Genomic DNA, 19,309 nt, shown 5'->3' on the forward strand with positions numbered 1-19,309 from the left:
ACTCAATCAAGTTCGCCAACTATTGATCGCTCTTCCTCGGTAAAGTGGGAGATCAACTCGCGGGTTTTGCGGATATTGAACGTAGTGACCTTCCGAATGTCGCTTCCACCAAGCATCACTTTGTCCCAATCACTCGGATCAGGAACCTCGTCAGCCGGGAGTGCATGAACACCAGGCGGAACGAAATAATCGTAATATGCCGAGACAGCGTGAGCTTCCGGCCTCCGGCGCGCGACAGCAGCTACCTCACATGCGGTTGCGCCTGCCGTCGCTGCATCCATCCCGTCGTCCATCAGTTCTCGAAAGAGCCAGAGCGCGATCATGTCGTCAGGGTCAAAGAGCCGCGTACGACCGGGGATCGTCGCCGGAGCACAACCAAATCGACCAGCGGCGACGTGCTCGTTGAACCGGTCTCGATCGATGCGAGCAACCCGGCAGGCCGCTGCGGTGGTGAGCTTCACTGTCATGTTTCAACCTACCTCTTCACCTCTTGTTATTTACAAGAGGTAGATAATCCTCTTGTGATTTTCAAGAGGTCAGGTAACGGCTGAAATCACGTTTTCGTGATCGTCGACTAGTAGCGCTTTGAAAGCCGCAATTAGCGTCGGCAAACCAAAAGAGCAGGTTACGCGCCGATCTGTCTTTAGCCTCTCCATGATGAGTGCTGTCTCAATCAAAGAGACCGGTATGCTGAACTCGGCGGACCATTCGATATCGTCCCAAGCGCGGTATTTGATCTCAACTCCGCTTAAACTCAGCTTGACCACGCAATTCACAACGTCACCGGAGGCAAGCATCCGACTTTTCGCGATCTGGCGGAATTCATCACTTTTTTCCGGCCACTTCTCGTCGATGTATCGCACACCCCTAAGAATGATTTCGGGAACGCCCCCGATAAGAAGCTCCAACGCTTCGCCAAAATTCTGCGCGCTGTTGATTGCCTGGAATGTCCGAAAGCCCTGCGGATCGGATGCGTCGTTGAGAATGAAGGCTCGGAAAAAAGCCACCCTCTCAGCAGCTTGTTTTGCATCGGAACCGCAGTTTAGCGCGATGAGCAAGTTAGCAGCGGCGCGCACGTCCATCTCAGCCGCCCCGACACCTCGCTTGCCGGTAGGAATGAAACCCGCCTCGCGGATCGTGCGGGCGTAATGGTCAATCGTCGGACGATCACGTCCGTCGACTTCGGTAAGTGCGGTCACAAGTGCAGGCAGCTTAGCCATGGTGCTTCCTTTCATTCTGTTTATCGCACAGAATGATGGTGCCCGCAAGCTTATTCTGTGTGAGACACATAATGAAGCATCACGTTTCCGTGAATACGAACCCGGCGGGCCTCTCGGTAGGCTTGGCGGTTGCTCCGAACGCCTGATTTGCAACCGTTGTGTTTGGCGTTACCTGTCACCATCACGTCACGTGCAGTTTGCCGATCAAAGTGACGGGTCGGACAGGCGTTACCGAAGGAAAGCCTCGATGAGCGAAGAGCCAGAACTATACGACTACCTGATGGCAAATGGATTTGTGCTTAGGGCGTTCATGTTGCAAGTTATCTCGGATATGGCACGCGACAAGAGCGATCCGAAGGCCTGGGTGAAGTCGTTTGTCAGTGGGATGCATGAGAAAATCGACTTTAACGAAGGGTATCTGGGCGAGCTTGGTCAAAAATACCCCGTTCATGAACTCGCCAGAACGGAGATCGACCAAGTAGGCCTGATCGTCTCCAAATCGCTCGGATAATCATACTATCTCACACATTGGAAACCACTCCTCCACATCTTCATGGCGCTCGGCGACGTTCAAAGCCATTGCCAGCGCCACGATACCGTCGATCCGGCCCGTCGACTTGGACTTATCGAGCTTGCGGTTGCCGGCTGGGTCGGGAACTGCGCGGGCGTTGCCAGCGTTCCACATCAGAACGGGCTGCATCGCGTGGCGGAGATTCCGTTCGGCGACAAGCCGCTCAAGGCGATCAACTGCGGGCGCCATGTCTCGGAACCCCTGTCCATGGGGAACAAGCTCAATGTCATCAATGCCCTCGTCGGCGAGAGCCCGCTTGAAATCTTCGATGCGCCAGCGATCATAGGCCAGCTTCCGAATCTTAAAGCGGGCATGCAGGCGGGCGACCTCGGCAGCGACATAGCGAGGGTCAATGACGGCGCCGGGGATGGTGTTTAGGTGGCCTTGGTCTCGCCACACGACATAGGGAACGCGGTCTTGCTCGGCTTTGTCGGCGAGGCCAGAGTCGGGCAACCAGAACGATGGCACCACGTCGAATCCCCCGTTGTCATCGGCAAAGACCAGCACCAGCGCCGTGAGATCGCGTGAAGCCGATAGGTCGAGGCCGGCGTAACATGGCCGCCCGGCGAGGGCGTCAAGGTCGACAGGACCGCCGTTCGCTTTCCATTCGCCAACGGTCAGCAGTGACGCTTCAGCGGAAACCCGCTGGTTCAGGATCAGGTTTCTGAAGGCCGCTTCCTTCGACGGCAGGCGCCTCGCCTGGTTCGCCATGCGCTCGACGTCGGGCAGGGACCGAAAGTCGCCAAGCGCGGGGTTTGCCGCCTGCCATGCCTCCATGGACCATGGATCAGCGTCGTCTGGCGCCGCGTAGAGCGTGAGGTGGAATGTCTTGTCCTCGATCTCGCCACGGCTCACGCGCAGACCGTAATCGATCAGCTCCGACATTGGCGCCGTATCGGTCGCCGCCTGGGTCGAAATGACGAGCATCAACGGTTCAGAGCGGGCGCCCATAGCTGTATCCAGCGCGTCAAACAGGTCGCGACTTACGGCCTGCCCTAGCTCATCGTAGACGACGAAGCTCGGGGAGAGCCCGTGCTTGGTTGCTACGTCGGCCGATAGAGCGGCATACACACTGCCGGTTCCTCCGAGGTCTTCCATCTCTTTGGCATGACGGCGCAGCGAGATTCGCTCGCTCATCCAGTCGACGCGCTCGACGACTGCGGCCATCTCCGAATAGAGCCGCCCGGCTTGGAAGCGATCGTTTGCAGCCGAGTAGACTTCGCCGCGTTCCTCTGCCTCCGGGCCGGCGAGATGACAGAGGCCAAGGCCAGCGGCAAGGCCGGTTTTGCCGTTCTTGCGGGCCATGGAAAGGACGGCGGTCCGAATGTCACGGCGCCCCTTTTGCCCGGTATAGACAGCCTCTAGGAAGTCTTTTTGCCATGGCCTTACCTTGAACCGCTTGCCGGTCAGAACGCCACTGGTCACGGGCAGGCTGTCAAGGAAGGCGACGACACGTGCAACCCTAGACATGCGCGGGCGCTGCCACGGCATGACCTCGGAAACGATAGCCGGTGAGGCGAGATCGACAGTCGCAACCGGCTTTTTGATGGGCTTCGCGCCCGGTCCGCGCTGACCCATTATTCAGACCTCCAAAACTTAGTGCGCGTTCGTCCCCCAAGCCGGTCGGGCATCCCCGCTGGCTGGTGATCGGAGGGGGTATATCCCTCTGCAAAAAATGGATGGTCGGGATCGATTGGCAGACCGTCGATGTCCACGCCCTTGAAGCGAATGCCGCTGCCGCCTCTGCGATCCACCGCGTTCGTCTTGATCGAATGACAGCTGGCACACATCGACATAAGCCCGTCGAAGCTCGGGAAGGCATCACCGCCCGACGTGATAGATCGAATATGGTCGACGTGCCGAGCGGGGCGGACGACGCCGCGCCGCTTGCACGGCTCACACAGCGGAGACTCTGCCAGCTTAGCCGCTCGGAGTCTCTGCCATGCGGCGGTGTTGTACGGCCAATCAGCCACGCGACACCTCCCGCGCCAGCTTGCGAAGCTCCGCGACGATCTCGCTCTTGTCGATATGGAAGCGCTCCGGGTCGCGCCGATCCGGTCCGAGACGGGCCACCTTGTCCGCTAGTGCGAGGAAATTATCGGCCCGCCTCCATGTAGGGGCGATAAGATTGGTAAGGGGATAAGAGGCGTGATCACTCATCGCCTTCCCTCCCTTCCTCATCATCCCCGTTTCTTATTTCCTTATCGCTCTTACCGGGGGTTGAGGGTTGAGCGTCGATAAGGTCGGTCCTTTTGGGGTGAATGTAGCGTCCGCGACCGGCTTTCAGCACTTCGCCAGCCTTGCCCATCTTGAAGAGAAGCTGATCCACGTTGTTTCGCGGCATGCTGGTTGCCACTGAGATGTCGCGAGGCGATAAGGATTCATCCGCCTCGATAAGAACCGATAAGATTTCCTGCCGCTCATCCGTCCGTCGCACCTCGGACGCCGCACCCAAGATTGACCACAGGCCGCCGTCGAACCTGAGAGCCGTCTCCTGTTCCTCCACATCTCGGCCGCGTACGTAGAGGGTCACCCCATTGCCGTCTCGGTCGAGAACCAATGTCGTGTCGGCACATGCGGACAGACCATTGGAGCCAGACAGCGCCTCAAGTGGATCATCCGCGCCGCCCTTGCGAGTATGGTGAAGGACCAAGACGGAAACGCCGTGGCGCGTGGCCCAAGCCTGCAAGCTACTGATCGTGGAGTAATCATTCTCGTAGGCGTTTCGGGCCATGCTTCCCGCCGGCTTGATCCGCTGGAGCACGTCCACCACGATCAACGCCGGCCGGTCGCAGCTTAGGCGCCAGTCGTCACATGCGGCCAAGAACTCAGGGCCAAGGTCCGGGCTTTCCGTGGTGAATTCCAAACGACCAAGGTCCGGGGTGCTTCCGTCACCGGGGAACATAGTCTTGAGACGGCGCTGGATGCGACGTTCGCCATTCTCAAGATCGATATACAGCACATCCCCACGCTGGCACGGCACGGCGCCCATGGCGAGACCACCAGTTGCGACCGCGACGGCAAAGTCGAGAGCGAGCCAAGTCTTCCCGAGTTTCTGCCGGCCTGCGAGGATCGAAAGACCCTCGGGAAGGTAGCCCGGCACCGTCCACCGCAGTTCCGCATATTCCGTGTTCATGATCGACTTTCCGGACCGGCAAGCGAACTTCCGGGCCGGCTTGCGTTCGGGCTTCGGCGCTTCAGGCTTGCCCTCGTCGATTTCCTTTATCAGGCGTTTGACTTCGACGCCGGGGATTACGGGGAAGCCGGTCGGGTTGATTTCAGTGTGCAGCATTTGAGGCCACCTCGCCGCCGATATCGTTCATGTCGGCGCCGGCCTTGGTCGGCGAAATGATGATGGCTTCCTTGCCCGCGTCTTCCCAACGGTTGCCAGCGGTGTCGGCTGCGGCTTGTCCAGTCGGATCGGCGTCGGCCGCCACCCATAGGCTTTCAATACCCGGCAGGGCGGGGAAACGCTCGACGCCTCCGGCCGACAGCAGGGACCATACCGCGAGGCTTTCGAGGTCAGGCAAGCGCCGAAGCGACAAGGTGCTTTCGATGCCCTCACCGATTCCGAGTGAAAGCGTCACGTCTGCGGAGTCGGTGAATTTCACCGCACCACCGCCGACCGGGCCAAGGCATTTCCGGTCAATCTTGTTGCCGCTAGCATCGATGTAGGTCCGATGGATCGCCTTCGGCTGGTCCGTCTCGATATCGCGAACCAAGGCAACCATGAAGCCGTCGCGATGCCACCGAAGGGCCTCGCCGTCCGCACCGCTGGGCAGGACATGCCAGACGCCGCGCCGGTTGAGATAGGTCTCTGCCGGCGTTGCTGACAGATCGCGTGCCTCGCGCCAGATGCGCAGAGCGATGGCCGTCTTGGTCTCTGCATCAGCGTCGGCCGTATTCGTCGGCTTTGGCGGAGCGTAAAGGACTGCCGGCATGACCTCGCCACGAAAGCCGAGCTTGGCCTTCACGTAATCCCGGCAAGCGATTGGATCGTCTCCGGCGTGCGAGTTGACGACGAACCCCTCGGGCGCAGCCGGGTCGAAGCGGATCGACAGCGAACGGTCTGTTTTGGAGTGACCAGGGCCGGGAACATAGGCGTTTGCGCCGTTAGCCTCGCCGCCCAAAATAGCCGCCGCGACTCGCGGGTCTATCGACAAACGAGCCCGTTCGCGGTATACTGCAACCCTATTTGATTTTCCGCGATACCGATCTCCGCCGTTCCAGGTGCCAGCCTGGGCGGCGGTTTCGTTTTGGGCGGGTGGCCTTCCGCGACGGTTTGCATATCCGAGGCTAACGTATTGATCCTTCGTCAGGCAATTTGAACGCGGTTTGCCGTAAAGCTCAACAGAATCAAAGCCTAGCCCGAGACTACGAATCTGAGGGTCAGGAGTTCGAATCTCTTCGAGCGCGCCATTTTCTTCTTTCATCTAGATAGTGTTATTGGGTCGGTAAAGCCGACTTTACGCGTGTGAATGGCGGCCTGTTGCTTTGCCTTCCGCCGCCGCCTCGTCATTCGCGAGATGTCGCCAGTTGGAGCAAACGCGCGCCCGGCGAACGTTATCCCTGAAGTCAATATACTTTGTAAGCTTGTCGCCGCAGGCGCGTTCCTGCCTTCCCTCCTGAGATGGCTGGCCGATCCTTCGTGCAGGGCTGACGAACGGTTTGGGCATCGCGGACTCCGACGATAGGCGGGAATGATGCACAACGCGCTGCCGGCCGCGGCACGAAAAGCCGCGATTGTTCCGAAGTTCTACAACCGTGGAAAAGGGCAGGAAAGCGCCCGTTGGATACGATTTTGCAGTTGGGTCTGGCCGGATCCCTTAAATCTCAATCGGTTGAGAGAAAGATCATGCAGTTTGAAAGACATGTAGCCTTGGTGACTGTCTTCGATCTTTGCAAAAATTGCACAATAATCGACAGAGATTGCTTGGTCAGCCACAAAGCGTCATGCGAGCATTAATCATCGGGCCAGCGAGGGAGACACATAAGTGTAAGGACGCTGCTCGGATCGATCGACTGCCTGATCTACATCGTGTGGATAGATCATCGATCGATATATCAAGTTCACGGAGAGAAAAATGAATAGGTTAGTGGGCGCTGCGCTTGCCGCGGCAATGATGACGCTTGGCCTTTCTTCCACCGCGGGCGCCGAGGATGCCCTGAAAATTGGCTTTGCCAACCGTACGCTGAATGGGGCCTTCTTCGTCGGCTTGACCGAGTACATGAAGATCAATGCCGAGAAGGCCGGCTATCAGCTCATCACCACCGATGCCGCCGGCAACATGGACAAGCAGGTCGCCGACGTGGAGGACATGCTGTCCCAGAACATCGACTATCTGGTGCTCAACCCGCAGGATCCGGCGGCCGGCGTCAGGATCACCGAAATGGCGGCCAAGAAGGGCATCCCGGTCATCGACCTCGACAGCGACATCTCGCTCGACGCCCCCGTCATCACCCGCGTCATGGCCAACAATGCCGCCAACAACCGGCTGATCGGCGATTTCGCCGTCAAGGAGTTCGGCAACAACCCGATCAATGCGGTGATCATCTCCGGCAACCAGGGCAACCTCGTCGGCGAAGCTCGCCGCGACAACTTCATTGCCGGCGTGATGGAAGCCCAGATGCGCGACTATGGCGCGACCACCTTCACGGTGTTGACGCAGGGCTGGGGCAACTGGGACCAGCAGGGCGGCCTCAAGGCCATGGAAGACGCGATCGTCGCCCAGGGCGACAAGATCAACATGGTCTACTCCGAAATGGATGACATGGCGCTGGGCGCCATTCGCGCCCTGAAGGCGGCCGGCAAGCTGGAGAACGTCAAGGTCTTCGCCCACGACGGCTACAAGTTCGCCCTTGACGCCATCAAGCGTGGCGATCTGCAGGCGACGGCTTCCAACAACCCGAAGCTGCTGACCGAGAAGGTCATGGAGATCATCAAGGCCCATCACGAGGGCAAGCGGGTCTTCAATAACTACGAGTACATCAAGCCGCTGCTGATCACCAAGGATAACGTGGACGAATACTACGATCCCGAGTCTCTCTACTGATATAGGGCAGGGTGGGCAGGCGAGCTTGCCCACCCGTATCCACAGGTAGAACGACGGGAGGGTCGTTTCCATGCAAAGTCCAGCCATCGTCATCGAGGGCGTCAAGAAGCATTTTGGCGGCGTTCGGGCGCTGTCCGATTTCAACCTCACGGTCGAGAAAGGCACCATCCACGCGATCGTCGGCGAGAACGGCGCCGGCAAGTCAACACTGATGAAGATCCTGTCCGGCATCTACACCCGCGACGCCGGCCGCATCCTGCTCGACGGCGAGGAGGTCCATTTCGAGACGCCGCAGCAGAGTCGCGAAAAGGGTGTCGGCATCGTTCATCAGGAGCTGGCGCTGTCGCCGGATCTGTCGGTTGCCGAGAACATCTTTCTCGACGACCTGGGCCGGGGGACACCGCTTGTCGACTGGACGTCGATCAATGCCCGCGCCGGCCAGTTGCTGAAGTCCTTTGGCTTCCCGATCGATCCGCGTCGTCGTGCCGGCGATCTCACCGTTGCCTACCAGCAGATGGTGGAAATCACCAAGTCGCTCGCCAAGGAAGTCAACATCCTGATCCTCGACGAGCCGACAGCGGTGCTGACGGCGCCCGAGATCGACCTGTTGTTCGACAACCTGCGCCGCCTCAAGGCCAAGGGCGTCACCATCCTTTACATCTCGCACCGGCTCGAGGAGATCTTCCGCATTGCCGACGGAATCACCGTCGTCAAGGATGGCGTCACCATCTGCGATCTCGATCCCAAGACGTGCAGCGAGAACGACATCATCACGGCCATGGTCGGTCGTGAGCTGAAGTCGCTGTTTCCGGAGAAGCTGCCTCCGCGTGAGGAGCCGCTGTTCGAGATTCGCCATCTCACCCGCCGCGGCGTCATCGAAGACATCAATCTCACCGTCCACAAGGGCGAGATCGTCGGCCTCGCCGGCCTGATCGGCTCCGGCCGGACGGAGATCGCCGAATGCATCTTCGGCTTCGCCCGTTACCAACATGGCGAGATGGTCAAGAACGGCCGCAAGGTGTCGGTCGCCCATCCCGCCGACGCCGTCGCCCAGGGCATCGGGCTGGTCCCGGAGAACCGCAAGGAGCAGGGCGCCGTCCTTGCCATGGGGATCGACGCCAACATGACGATGTCGCGCCTCGGCGGCGTGTCGCGGTTCGGTGTCATCCGCCACGGTCACGAACAGACGCTGACGCAGAAGCTGCGCGAGCAGCTCCGCATCAAGCTTGGCAAGCTCGGCGATCCGGTGATGAGCCTCTCCGGCGGCAACCAGCAGAAGGTCGTGCTCGCCAAGTGGCTCAACGTCGGTTGCGACTTCCTGGTGTTCGACGAGCCGACGCGTGGCGTCGATGTCGGGGCCAAGTCCGAAATCTACAACATCATCCATAGGCTGGCCGAGGAAGGCAAAGGCCTTCTCGTCATCTCCTCCGAACTGCCGGAAGTCATCGGTCTCTGCCACCGCGTCTACGTCATGGCCGACGGCCATGTGGCGGGCGAACTGGCCGGAGACGAGCTTTCGGAAGAACGGATCATGTCGCTCGCCATCCCCAAGCGCAGCATCCAGTGAGGGGAAAACGAGATGACCAACCAGCCCCAAGGGAAGGAAACCACCATGACCGAGATCGTATCGGACCAGGGTGTGCCAGTCGGCGCCCAGCCGTCCAGATGGTCGCGCGAGCGCGTCGTCGCCCTGTTGCTCGACCAGTCCACGCTCATTGTCTTCGTGGCGATGCTTGTGATCGCCATGCTGCTGACGGATCGCTTCTACACGTTTGAGAACTTCACCAACATCATGCGGCAGTGCGTGCCGCTCGGTGTGGTTTCGCTTGGCCTGCTGTTCGTCATTCTGACCGGCGGCATCGACCTTTCGGTCGGTTCGCTGATGGCCATCGTCTCGGTCGTCGTGGCGCTCTCCATCCCGACCTACGGCCTCTTCGGTGCCCTGATCATCGGCCTTCTGACCGGAACGCTCTTTGGCGCCATCTCGGGTGCTCTCGTCGCCTACTTCCGCATCGCTCCCTTCATTGCCACGTTGGCGGTGATGACGATCGCCCGTGGCGCCGGTCTGATCATCTCAAAGGGGCAGCCGGAGTTCATCAACGACGAAGGCTTCAACGATTTCGGCATCGCTTCCTTCCTTGGGTTGCCGACCACCGTCTACGTGCTGTTCATATGCTTCGCCGTGGCGCTGTTCCTCTACAAGAAGACAGTGTTCGGCCGGCTGGTGATCTCCATCGGCTCCAACGAGATCGCCACGCGCTTCGCCGGTATTCGCGTCGAGCGCTACAAGTTCGGCGTCTACATGATCTCGGGCTTTGCCTGTGCCGTCGCCGGCATCATCGCCTCGACCCGCACCGGCGTCGGTTCACCCATCCTTGCCATCGGCTTCGAGCTCGACGCCATCGCGGCCGTGGTCGTGGGCGGAGCCAGCCTGGCCGGCGGTCGTGGCCGGGTGTTCAACACCATCATCGGTGCCCTGATCCTTTCGGTCATCTCCAACGTCATGAACTTGCTCAACATTCCCGGCTATCACCAGCAAGTGGTCAAAGGCGTCATCATCGTCCTCGCCGTGCTGCTCGAGAGCCTGAAGCTCCGCCTGTCCTCGCGTTCCTGAACGGATTTCCTAGGTCTCAAATCATGATCAAGCTTAGCAATGCCAACCTGGCGACGCTGCCCGCCTCCGTCGCCCGCCCCACCTATGACCGCAGCAAGGTCACGACCGGCATGGTCCACTTCGGTGTCGGCGGTTTCCATCGCGCTCACCAGGCGATGTATCTCGACCGGCTGATGAACAAGGGCGAGGCGCTGGACTGGGGCATCACCGGCGTTGGCGTCATGGCCGCCGATCAGCGCATGCGCGACGCTTTGAACAGCCAGGATGGGCTCTACACCCTTATGGTCAAGCATCCCGACGGCCGCTACGAGGCGTCGGTGATCGGGTCGATCGTCGATTTCCTCTATGCTCCGGACGATCCCGAGACTGTTCTTGAGCTGATGGCGGCGCCATCGACCCGCATCGTGTCGCTGACCATCACCGAGGGGGGGTACAACTTCCACCACGTCACCGGCGAGTTCGATCTCGGTAGCCCCGACGTCGCTCACGACCTCAAGGCCGATGCGGTGCCCAAGACGGTGTTCGGTCTCGTCACCGAGGCGTTGCGCCGTCGTCGGGCGCGCAACATCCCCCCGTTCACGGTGATGAGTTGCGACAACATCCAGAGCAATGGCGATGTCGCCAAGAAGATGTTCTGCGCCTACGCCAGCGCCAAGGATGCCGAGTTGGGCGATTTCATCGCCAGCCACGTCGCCTTCCCCAACGCCATGGTCGATCGCATCACGCCGGTGACCACCAAGGAGGATATCGCCGAGGTCGCCCGCCGGTTCGGCATCGAAGATGCGTGGCCGGTCGTCTGCGAACCCTTCACCCAGTGGGTGATCGAGGATCATTTTCCGCTTGGTCGTCCGGCCTATGAAAAGGTTGGGGCGCAATTGGTGGCCGACGTGGTGCCCTACGAGCTGATGAAGCTGCGTCTGCTCAATGCCAGCCATCAGGCGCTCACCTATTTCGGCTATCTCTCCGGCTATCGCTACGCCCATGAGGTGATGGCCAACCCGCTGTTCGCCGAGTTCCTGCTCAACTACATGACTCTTGAGGGGACACCGACCCTGTCGCCGGTTCCCGGCGTCGATCTTGACGGCTATCGCCGTACCCTGATCGAGCGCTTTTCCAATCCGGAAGTGCGCGACACCCTGGCCCGTCTGTGCGCCGAGAGCTCCGACCGCATCCCCAAGTGGTTGCTGCCCGTGATCCGCGCCCAGCTGAAGGCAGGCGGGGACATCTCCCGCTCGGCGGCGGTGGTGGCGAGCTGGGCTCGCTATGCCGAGGGCACCGACGAACAGGGCAAGCCGATCGAGGTGGTCGATCGCCTCAAGGACAAGCTGATGGCGATCGCCGCCCACAATCGCGACAACCCGACCGCCTTCATCGAGAATCGCGAGCTGTTCGGAGACCTTGCCGACGAGCCGCGCTTCGTCGCCGCCTACCAGGAGGCCCTTGCCTCGCTCCATTCGGCAGGAGCGCTGGAAACCGTTCGCCGCTACTGCTGAAGCGGCCGACGGGCGACGGCGGAGGCCTCTCCCTCCTGTCGTCGCTCGTCGGTACCCCGACGCGTCGGGAGGAGAATCCCATGTTTCTTGGAATTGATTGCGGCACCCAGGGCACCAAGGCGCTGATCGTCGATGACTCCGGCCACACGCTTGGCCGTGGCCATGCGGCCCATAAGCTCATCGAGCGGGCGAACGGCGCCCGCGAGCAGGAGCCATCCTGGTGGGTGGAGGCGATGGCGACGGCCGTTCGTGGCGCCATCGCCGACGCCGGCATTGCTGGCGGCGATATCGTTGCCCTTGGCATTTCGGGGCAGCAGCACGGCCTGGTGGTTCTGGACGATACCGGAGCGCCGATCCGGCCGGCCAAGCTTTGGAACGACACCGAGACGGCGCCGCAGAACGACGCACTGATCGAAGGACTGGGAGGTGCCACCGCCTGGTTCGACCAGCTCGGCATCGTGCCCCGTACCGGCTACACCATTTCAAAGCTGCTGTGGCTCAAGGAGAACGAGCCGGACAACTTCCGCCGCATCCACCGCATCCTGCTGCCGCATGACTATCTCAACTACTGGCTGACTGGCCGAGCAGTGGCCGAATATGGCGATGCGTCCGGCACCGGCTTCTTCGATATCCGCCGCCGTGTCTGGGCGACGGCGCCGCTCGATCTCATCGACGGTGGCAGCGGTCTCCTTGCCGCCGCGCTTCCCGAATTGATCGCCCCGGACGCGATCGTTGGTTCTCTCACGGCGGTTGCCGCCGAGGCGCTCGGGCTTTCGACTCGCTGCCTCGTCTCCGCCGGCGGTGGCGACAACATGATGGGTGCCATCGGCACCGGCAACGTCGAGGCCGGCGTCGTCACGATCAGCCTCGGCACGTCGGCTACGGCCTATTGCTACGCCGACGAAGCGATTACCGACGCCGAAGGCTGGGTGGCGCCATTCTGTTCCAGTTCGGGCGGCTGGTTGCCATTGATCTGCACGATGAACGCCACCAACGTTACGGGGCGCATGGCCTCGGCGTTCGGTCGTGACATAGGCTTCCTGTCGGAGGCGCTCGACGCAACTTTGCCCGGAGCCGGCGGCCTGACGCTGCTGCCTTTCCTCAACGGCGAACGGACTCCCGACCTGCCGACCGCGACGGGCAGTCTTGTCGGCCTCAGGGGCGACAACCTGACCACTGAAAACCTGATGCGGGCGATGGTCGAGGGGGTCAGCTTCGGGGTGACTGGCGCCATGCGTCGTATCCTCGGCAATCGCGACCCGGACCGGATCTTCCTGATCGGCGGTGGCGCCCGCAGTGCGCCCTGGCGACAACTGATCGCCGACGCCTGCGGCGCCGAGATCGTCGTACCGGCGGGCGAGGAGGCCGGTTGTCTTGGAGGTGCCCTGCAAGCCATGTGGGCTGCTGGGCGCGAGGCCGGTGCGCCGGAATCCCTGCCGAGTATCGCCGCGCGCTGCGTTGCCGTCGACGCCGACAAGACCATGCGGCCCGATCTTGCCCGGCGCGCCGCCTATGACGATGCCTTCGGTCGTTACGCCGAAGCCTTGCTCCGCATCCACGGTATCGGGGTGTGAGATGGTGTGGCGGCCGGCTTGTTCCGGCCGCCGCGCGGCCCGTCGGATCCGACGAAGCCTAACTAGGTGTTTAGTCCCGGCAAAAGTGGATACCGACTTTGCGTCCGGAGTTGCGTGAAACAATGGGATGGAGCGCGTCCGGCTAACCTGAGTTGGCCGGACGCGATCTAGCGGCTCGCTTTCGCGGATAATCTCTGCACACGAGCCCTGCCGAGCTGCCACTCCAAGAACATCATCCGACCGGAGTGAAACGAGGATCGGCAAGATGGTGCTTTGGGAACAAAAGCGTAAAGCGTTGATCTGATTCAGTCGGATCGAACAGCGCTCTGGCGCGCATTGGAAGCCCGCCATTCTTGTCGGCGCCTCGCCCTCAACGGCATGATCGCCATCCAGACGACCGAACAGCCCTCCTGGGCATGACGCCTAGGGCGATACTGACTCCACTATTTGGCGGACCGAGAAGGCCTGCAATCTGATCGGCAGCTATTGGCCTATGATCGTCGTTGATCATGATACGAGGATCCGCAATCATACGGTGTTTGTTCAGTGCAAATGATCTCAAATGTTAAACTCAATTGGAAGATCAAGAAAATCACTTAAAATCAATATGATAATAGAATTGATGGCGATTTCTGGCTGGTGAGTGTTGTAACGTTGCGATTGATTTGTGGCAGAGTCGTGCATTTCATGTGAAAAAATCAATCATATAAGATTGACGACAATCATATGGACTCCTAAACTCGCCGACATGATCAACGGCAATCAGCTGAGTTGATGCGCGGAGAGGCGCGCGGAGGTTTCAGGCTAGATCAGTCTTCGTTCCGCCGGAGTGGTAGAGGCGCTCTTTATTGTGCGGTCAGCGAAGCGAGCAGAACAATATTTCCGGTTTTAGCGTCGCCGATGCCGGCGACGTGCGTGGTTCTGTTGTCTGATCTAGCTCCCCTGCGAATGCAATGCGCGCAGTTTGTCTATTGGGCGGAGGGAAGATGCATTGACCTGCCTACTTGAGCTATCGAACATCTCCAAATCATTCGCCAGCGTTCGTGTTCTCACCGGCGTAAACTTCGATGTCCGGCCTGGTGAAGTCCATGCATTGATGGGCGAGAACGGCGCCGGGAAGTCGACGATGATCAAGATCGTTGCCGGAGTTCTCACTCCGAGCGGCGGCGAGATGCGGGTCAATGGAGAGGCGGTCCAGTTTTCTTCGCCCAAGGAAGCCAACGCGCGTGGCATCGCCACCGTTTATCAGGAAATGCTGCTCTTTCCCGATTTGACCGTAGCCGAGAACATTTTTCTGGGGCATGCCCCACGCGGTTCGGTCGGTCATATCGACTGGCGCAGCATGCGAGCCAAGGCGCGAGTTCTGCTCGACAGTCTCGACAGTCCGGATCTCGATGTAGATGCCGTGGTTGGTACGCTTTCCGTCGCCAATCGCCAGCGTGTGGAGATTGCCAAGGCGCTGTCTCAGGATGCGCGGATCGTCATCATGGATGAGCCGACCGCGGCGCTCGCCGAGACCGACGCCAAACGTCTGCTCGATATCGTCCGCCGCCTGCGCGATCGCGGTGTCGGCATCATTTATGTCAGCCATCGCATGGCGGAGATCTTTGCCATTGCCGATCGCATCACCGTTCTGCGTGACGGCGTCATGATCGGTACGCGCAACCGAGACGAAGTGGATCAGCCGACCCTGGTGTCCATGATGGTCGGACGGGATATCGCTCAGCTTTATCCGAAGGCGGAGGTCACGCTTGGCGATGTGCTGCTTGAAACGCGCGATCTGTGCTGCAACGAGCGTGTTCGCAATGTCAGCCTTAGCGTCAGGGCAGGCGAGATCGTTGGCATCGCCGGATTGATTGGGGCCGGCCGTACCGAGCTGGCGCTGACCATGTTCGGCATCACCCCGGCCACGGCCGGTGAAATCCGGATCGGGGGGGAGGCCGTCACAATCCGCTCGCCGCGTGAGGCGCGTGATCTCGGGATCGCCTACATCCCCGAAGATCGCGGACGGCAAGGATTGGTCAAGGCGCAAACAATCCGCGAAAACATCATCCACCCGATCCTTGATCGTATCTCGCGCTATTTCCTGGTCAGTCTCCGCAAGGAACGCTCGCTTGCGGTTCAGTCGATCAAACAACTTTCCATTCGTACATGGGGGGCGGATCAGATCGCGGGCCAACTGTCGGGTGGCAACCAGCAGAAAGTGGTTGTGGCCAAGTGGCTTGGAACCAAGCCGCGCATTCTCATCATGGACGAGCCAACGCGTGGCATCGACGTCGGAGCCAAGGCTGAAATCTATACCCTGATGGGCGAACTGGCTCGCGATGGCATCGCCATCATCATGATCTCCTCGGAGTTGCCCGAAGTTCTCGGCATGAGCGACCGCATCATGGTGATGAACGAGGGCAAGCTCGTCGCCGAAATTCCGCGCGCCGAAGCCACGCTTGAGAGCGTTGGCGCAGCAATGACCCATAGCGCCCGTCATCAGGAGATCGAGCGGTGAGCCACTCTCCCAGCCAAGCCTTGCGTCCCATGTCCTCCTCCGCTCTTCTCAAGTTTATCCGGGCCTATGGGCAGGAAACTGCCGTTTTGCTGTCCCTGCTTGTGATCGTTGTTGTGGTCAGTCTGATAAACCCCAACTATCTCGGGCCGGCCAACATCAACAACATGGTCGCGGGTAACGCCTATATTGCCGTCGCCGCCATCGGCATGACGATGATCATTCTCCTTGGACACATCGACGTCGCGATTGGCGCCTTGATCGGTGTCCTTGCCTCCATTGCCGGAACGCTGGCTGTCAGCGGCTATCCAGTCTGGGTCTGCTGGCTGGTTCCTGTTCTGGTTGGCGTCTTTATCGAAGCTGTCGTCGGAGTGCTTGTCGCATACGCGAGAATTCCGGCCATCGTGGTGACATTGGGCGTGGTGTCCATCCTCAAAGGCGGCCTCATTACCGTGACCCAGGGTGTTTGGATCAGCAACTTGCCGCCTGAGTTCCTGATCGCCCAGTTCCGTTTGTTCGGTATTCCCTCGCCCGTCTATTTCATGATCCTGCTGACCATCGCCGCTGGCGTGTGGATGCGTTACGCTCCCTTTGGTCGCGCCATCTATGCGGTTGGTGGCAATGTGGAGGCGGCTCGGACAGTCGGTATCCGGCCGGAGCGGCTGACAGTTGGGGTCTTTGCCCTGCACGGTATGTTTGCTGGCATCGCCGCCGTGTTGTTCGGAACCCAGCTTCAGGTCATCCAGTCGACGGTTCCCAACAATCTCGAACTGACGATTATTACGGCATCGGTGATTGGCGGTGTGTCGATCATCGGTGGTCGAGGCACCGTCTACGGCTCGACGCTCGCCGCGATTTTCTTCTCGGCCGTCAGCTCGGCTTTGGTCTTCCTCAACATCTCCGCCTACTGGCTCCGCGCCGTTCTGGGCGTCCTGATCCTCGCAACCGTTCTAGCCGACGCCATGCGCCGTCGCCAAATCCACTGAATCGGAGCGTCCGCCCGTGCTGTCGAGATATGTCTTCCGCCACGAAACGATCCTCGCCTTGCTGTTGGTGCTGGCGCTTGCGCTGTCCGCCAACCTGTCCGATCGTTTCTTCACCGTCGACAACTTGCTCAACCAAGGCCGGATGTTGACCGAGGTTGGAATCATTGCCATCGCGATGACCTTCGTCATCATCACCGGCGGCATCGATCTGTCGGTTGGCTCGATCCTCGGCCTCTCCGCCATCACCCTTGGTGTCGTCTGGAAGACGCTGGGTGTGCCGCTGCCGTTGGCCATGGTGGTCGCCGTTCTGGCTGGCGCGGTTTGCGGCGCGGTCAATGGTGTCATCATCATCAAGTCGCGCATGCCGCCGATGATCGCTACGCTTGGCACGCTCGCCCTTTATCGGGGCCTCGCCGAAGGGATCAGCCAGGCTCGTTCAGTGCGTGGCTATCCGGAGTGGTTCTTCGTGCTGGGGCAGGGTGAGTTTTTTGGAGTGCCGACGCAGCTCTGGGTTTTCGGTCTTCTGGTCGTCGTCGCTGCCATCATCCTCGGATACATGACCTTCGGTCGCGTCACCTATGCAGTTGGCGCCAATGAGACCGCGGCCCGTTTCTCCGGCATGAACGTCGATCGCGCCAAGTTGCTGATCTACACGGCCTCCGGCTCGATGGCCGCACTCGCCGCCGTCATTTTCGTCTCGCGGGTGTCGACGACACGCTCCGACATGGGCATGGGCATCGAGATGGATGCCATCTCGGCGGTGGTGCTCGGTGGAACCAGCATCTTCGGCGGTCGCGGGACCATGATCGGTACGCTGCTCGGCATCCTGCTCATCCAAACCATGAAGAACGGCCTAACTCTGGCCGGCGTGAAGGGGGATGGGACGATCATCGTGATCGGATCGATCCTGATCCTGACCATTCTCATTAGCAATCTTGTCAATCGGAAGCGGGACTGAGTTTGCTCCGCATCCCAAAACGGTGCCGGAGGTCTCAAAGGCCGGCGCCCCAATTCTGAGGCAATAGAGAGGAAGCGACCCATGAAAAAACTGCTTTGCTTGACCACCGGTCTGGTCCTGATGGCTGGTACTGCCTATGCGGAAGACGTCTGGACCGGTGGCGATGGCCTGCCGACCTCTCCGCTCGCCTGCGATGGTAGCCCTGCGACGTTGACTGCCAGCCCCTACAATGGCGCCACTGTCCAGAATGCTCCTGATCTCAAGGGCAAGCAGATCAGCATCGTTGATGTTCCCAAGCTGATCGGCATCGGCTACTTCACCGCCACTGCCAAGGGCGTTGCCGACGCTGCCAAGGATCTGGGTAACGTCGATGCCAAGACCGACGGTCCGACCAAGGCCAATATCGACGACCAGATCACTCTGATCGACAACTATGTCACGTCTGGCGTCAACGGTATCGTTTTCGCTGCCAATGACCCGGAAGCCATCGCCCCGGTTCTGAAGAAGGCGCTGTCCAAGGGCATCCACGTGGTCGGCTATGACTCGGATTCGACCCCCGATGCTCGCGAATGGTTCGTCAATCAGGCTTCGTTCAACGGCGTAGCCAAGGCCCTGATCGACAATATTGCCAGCCAGATCGGTGAAGACGGCGCCTTCGCCATCGTCACCTCGACCTTCACCACGCCGGTTCAGGCGCGCTGGATTTCGGAGATGAGCGCCTACACCGCCAAGTGCCATCCCAAGATGAAGTGGCTGGAGACGGTCGAGGCCCAGGAAGACAACATCCTGTCCTTCAATCAGGCCAACACCCTGATGAACAAGTATGGCGATGAGCTCAAGGGTATCATCGGCATGACCACAGTTGCCACGCCGGCTGCCTCCGAGGCGGTCAAGCAGGCCAACATGTGCGGCAAGATCGCCGTTACGGGCCTGGCTCTGCCCAATGCGATGAAGCCCTACATCAACGGCGGATGCATCAATGGCGTTGTGCTCTGGAATCCGAGCGACCTTGGCTATGCCGCGACCGAAGTGCTGCGGGCTGCCGTTGATGGGACCCTGAAGCCGGGCGATACGTCGGTCAAGGCTGGCAAGCTTGGCGATCTCAAGATCGTCGATGGGTCGGTCGTCCTTCTTGGCGATCCGGTGACCTTCACCAAGGAAAACATCAACAACTTCGACTTCTGACCACTGGTTGAAAACGTCGCGGGGAGCATCCCCGCGACGCGCCAGGGGTGCCCGTGGAGCGACCTGTGGCACTCCGATCTTTGTGGGTGAACTGGGCATCTGAGACAACGCCGGCCGGCGCTCCTGGATCAGATGCCTGTTCCGAAACCTAGAAA

17 protein-coding genes are annotated in these 19,309 nt (G+C 60.3%); 10 read left to right on the top strand and 7 right to left on the bottom strand.

Annotated elements, in window-relative coordinates:
- Positions 1 to 2: 2 nt before the first annotated feature.
- Complete coding sequence (locus M4J40_RS10440; RefSeq protein WP_251754038.1) at positions 3 to 467, bottom strand: hypothetical protein; 465 nt, start codon at positions 465 to 467, stop codon at positions 3 to 5.
- A 69-nt stretch (positions 468 to 536) separates the two neighbouring features.
- Positions 537 to 1,220 (bottom strand): hypothetical protein, encoded by a 684-nt coding sequence (locus M4J40_RS10445; RefSeq protein ID WP_251754040.1) that lies wholly within the window; start codon positions 1,218 to 1,220, stop codon positions 537 to 539.
- Between M4J40_RS10445 and M4J40_RS10450 the strand changes: the two genes are divergently transcribed.
- The gene (locus M4J40_RS10450; protein WP_251754043.1) at positions 1,219 to 1,731 is read left to right on the top strand and encodes a hypothetical protein; all 513 of its coding nucleotides are present in this window, start codon (positions 1,219 to 1,221) and stop codon (positions 1,729 to 1,731) included. The two genes, M4J40_RS10445 and M4J40_RS10450, sit on opposite strands and share 2 nt — an antisense overlap.
- On the opposite strand, the gene M4J40_RS10455 is transcribed toward M4J40_RS10450, so the two are convergent.
- The 5 genes from M4J40_RS10455 to M4J40_RS10470 are packed head-to-tail and all read right to left on the bottom strand — an operon-like array spanning position 1,732 to position 6,224.
- A complete protein-coding gene (locus M4J40_RS10455) occupies positions 1,732 to 3,369 on the bottom strand; it encodes a terminase large subunit (protein ID WP_251754045.1) in 1,638 nt (545 codons plus the stop codon). It lies immediately after the preceding gene.
- Entirely contained in the window at positions 3,369 to 3,764 is a 396-nt protein-coding gene (locus M4J40_RS22610) for an HNH endonuclease signature motif containing protein (protein WP_405030735.1), read from the bottom strand. The genes M4J40_RS10455 and M4J40_RS22610 overlap by 1 nt, the downstream gene beginning before the upstream one ends.
- Positions 3,757 to 3,951, bottom strand: a complete 195-nt coding sequence (locus tag M4J40_RS10460) for a hypothetical protein (RefSeq protein WP_251754047.1) — start codon at positions 3,949 to 3,951, stop codon at positions 3,757 to 3,759. The genes M4J40_RS22610 and M4J40_RS10460 overlap by 8 nt, the downstream gene beginning before the upstream one ends.
- Complete coding sequence (locus M4J40_RS10465) at positions 3,944 to 5,083, bottom strand: AAA family ATPase (protein ID WP_251754049.1); 1,140 nt, start codon at positions 5,081 to 5,083, stop codon at positions 3,944 to 3,946. Before M4J40_RS10465 ends, M4J40_RS10460 begins: the two co-directional genes overlap by 8 nt.
- Positions 5,070 to 6,224 carry a toprim domain-containing protein gene (locus M4J40_RS10470; RefSeq protein ID WP_251754051.1) on the bottom strand — a complete coding sequence of 385 codons (1,155 nt, stop codon included), beginning with the start codon at positions 6,222 to 6,224 and terminating at the stop codon, positions 5,070 to 5,072. Before M4J40_RS10470 ends, M4J40_RS10465 begins: the two co-directional genes overlap by 14 nt.
- Before the next feature lie 651 nt (positions 6,225 to 6,875).
- On the opposite strand from M4J40_RS10470, the gene M4J40_RS10475 reads away from it, so the two are divergent.
- The 9 genes from M4J40_RS10475 (at position 6,876) to M4J40_RS10515 (ending at position 19,154) form a co-directional block, all read left to right on the top strand.
- On the top strand, positions 6,876 to 7,844 hold the full coding sequence (locus M4J40_RS10475) for a substrate-binding domain-containing protein (protein ID WP_251754053.1): 969 nt from the start codon (positions 6,876 to 6,878) through the stop codon (positions 7,842 to 7,844).
- 70 nt (positions 7,845 to 7,914) lie between these two features.
- The gene (locus tag M4J40_RS10480; protein ID WP_251754055.1) at positions 7,915 to 9,411 is read left to right on the top strand and encodes a sugar ABC transporter ATP-binding protein; all 1,497 of its coding nucleotides are present in this window, start codon (positions 7,915 to 7,917) and stop codon (positions 9,409 to 9,411) included.
- 12 nt (positions 9,412 to 9,423) lie between these two features.
- Positions 9,424 to 10,458: an ABC transporter permease gene (locus M4J40_RS10485; protein WP_251754058.1), complete on the top strand. Its 1,035-nt coding sequence runs from the start codon at positions 9,424 to 9,426 to the stop codon at positions 10,456 to 10,458.
- A 23-nt stretch (positions 10,459 to 10,481) separates the two neighbouring features.
- Complete coding sequence (locus M4J40_RS10490) at positions 10,482 to 11,951, top strand: mannitol dehydrogenase family protein (RefSeq protein WP_251754059.1); 1,470 nt, start codon at positions 10,482 to 10,484, stop codon at positions 11,949 to 11,951.
- An 80-nt stretch (positions 11,952 to 12,031) separates the two neighbouring features.
- Positions 12,032 to 13,525 (top strand): xylulokinase, encoded by a 1,494-nt coding sequence (gene xylB, locus M4J40_RS10495; protein WP_251754061.1) that lies wholly within the window; start codon positions 12,032 to 12,034, stop codon positions 13,523 to 13,525.
- Between the two features lie 991 nt (positions 13,526 to 14,516).
- Entirely contained in the window at positions 14,517 to 16,028 is a 1,512-nt protein-coding gene (locus M4J40_RS10500; RefSeq protein WP_251754063.1) for a sugar ABC transporter ATP-binding protein, read from the top strand.
- An 86-nt stretch (positions 16,029 to 16,114) separates the two neighbouring features.
- Complete coding sequence (locus tag M4J40_RS10505) at positions 16,115 to 17,011, top strand: ABC transporter permease (protein ID WP_251754065.1); 897 nt, start codon at positions 16,115 to 16,117, stop codon at positions 17,009 to 17,011.
- A gap of 16 nt (positions 17,012 to 17,027) precedes the next feature.
- On the top strand, positions 17,028 to 17,969 hold the full coding sequence (locus M4J40_RS10510) for an ABC transporter permease (protein WP_251754067.1): 942 nt from the start codon (positions 17,028 to 17,030) through the stop codon (positions 17,967 to 17,969).
- Positions 17,970 to 18,050: 81 nt separating this feature from the next.
- Entirely contained in the window at positions 18,051 to 19,154 is a 1,104-nt protein-coding gene (locus tag M4J40_RS10515) for a substrate-binding domain-containing protein (protein ID WP_251754069.1), read from the top strand.
- Positions 19,155 to 19,309 lie beyond the last annotated feature (155 nt).

The organism is Pleomorphomonas sp. JP5 (assembly GCF_023721815.1).
Classification (GTDB): domain Bacteria; phylum Pseudomonadota; class Alphaproteobacteria; order Rhizobiales; family Pleomorphomonadaceae; genus Pleomorphomonas.

Coding starts and splice junctions, on each gene's coding strand:
- M4J40_RS10455 (WP_251754045.1), bottom strand. CDS start 3,369: ATGGGTCAGCGCGGACCGGGCGCGAAGCCCATCAAAAAGCCGGTTGCG.
- M4J40_RS10485 (WP_251754058.1), top strand. CDS start 9,424: ATGACCAACCAGCCCCAAGGGAAGGAAACCACCATGACCGAGATCGTA.
- M4J40_RS10480 (WP_251754055.1), top strand. CDS start 7,915: ATGCAAAGTCCAGCCATCGTCATCGAGGGCGTCAAGAAGCATTTTGGC.
- M4J40_RS10465 (WP_251754049.1), bottom strand. CDS start 5,083: ATGCTGCACACTGAAATCAACCCGACCGGCTTCCCCGTAATCCCCGGC.
- M4J40_RS10450 (WP_251754043.1), top strand. CDS start 1,219: ATGGTGCTTCCTTTCATTCTGTTTATCGCACAGAATGATGGTGCCCGC.
- M4J40_RS10460 (WP_251754047.1), bottom strand. CDS start 3,951: ATGAGTGATCACGCCTCTTATCCCCTTACCAATCTTATCGCCCCTACA.
- M4J40_RS10440 (WP_251754038.1), bottom strand. CDS start 467: ATGACAGTGAAGCTCACCACCGCAGCGGCCTGCCGGGTTGCTCGCATC.
- M4J40_RS10515 (WP_251754069.1), top strand. CDS start 18,051: ATGAAAAAACTGCTTTGCTTGACCACCGGTCTGGTCCTGATGGCTGGT.
- M4J40_RS10470 (WP_251754051.1), bottom strand. CDS start 6,224: ATGAAAGAAGAAAATGGCGCGCTCGAAGAGATTCGAACTCCTGACCCT.
- M4J40_RS10445 (WP_251754040.1), bottom strand. CDS start 1,220: ATGGCTAAGCTGCCTGCACTTGTGACCGCACTTACCGAAGTCGACGGA.
- xylB (WP_251754061.1), top strand. CDS start 12,032: ATGTTTCTTGGAATTGATTGCGGCACCCAGGGCACCAAGGCGCTGATC.
- M4J40_RS10475 (WP_251754053.1), top strand. CDS start 6,876: ATGAATAGGTTAGTGGGCGCTGCGCTTGCCGCGGCAATGATGACGCTT.
- M4J40_RS10490 (WP_251754059.1), top strand. CDS start 10,482: ATGATCAAGCTTAGCAATGCCAACCTGGCGACGCTGCCCGCCTCCGTC.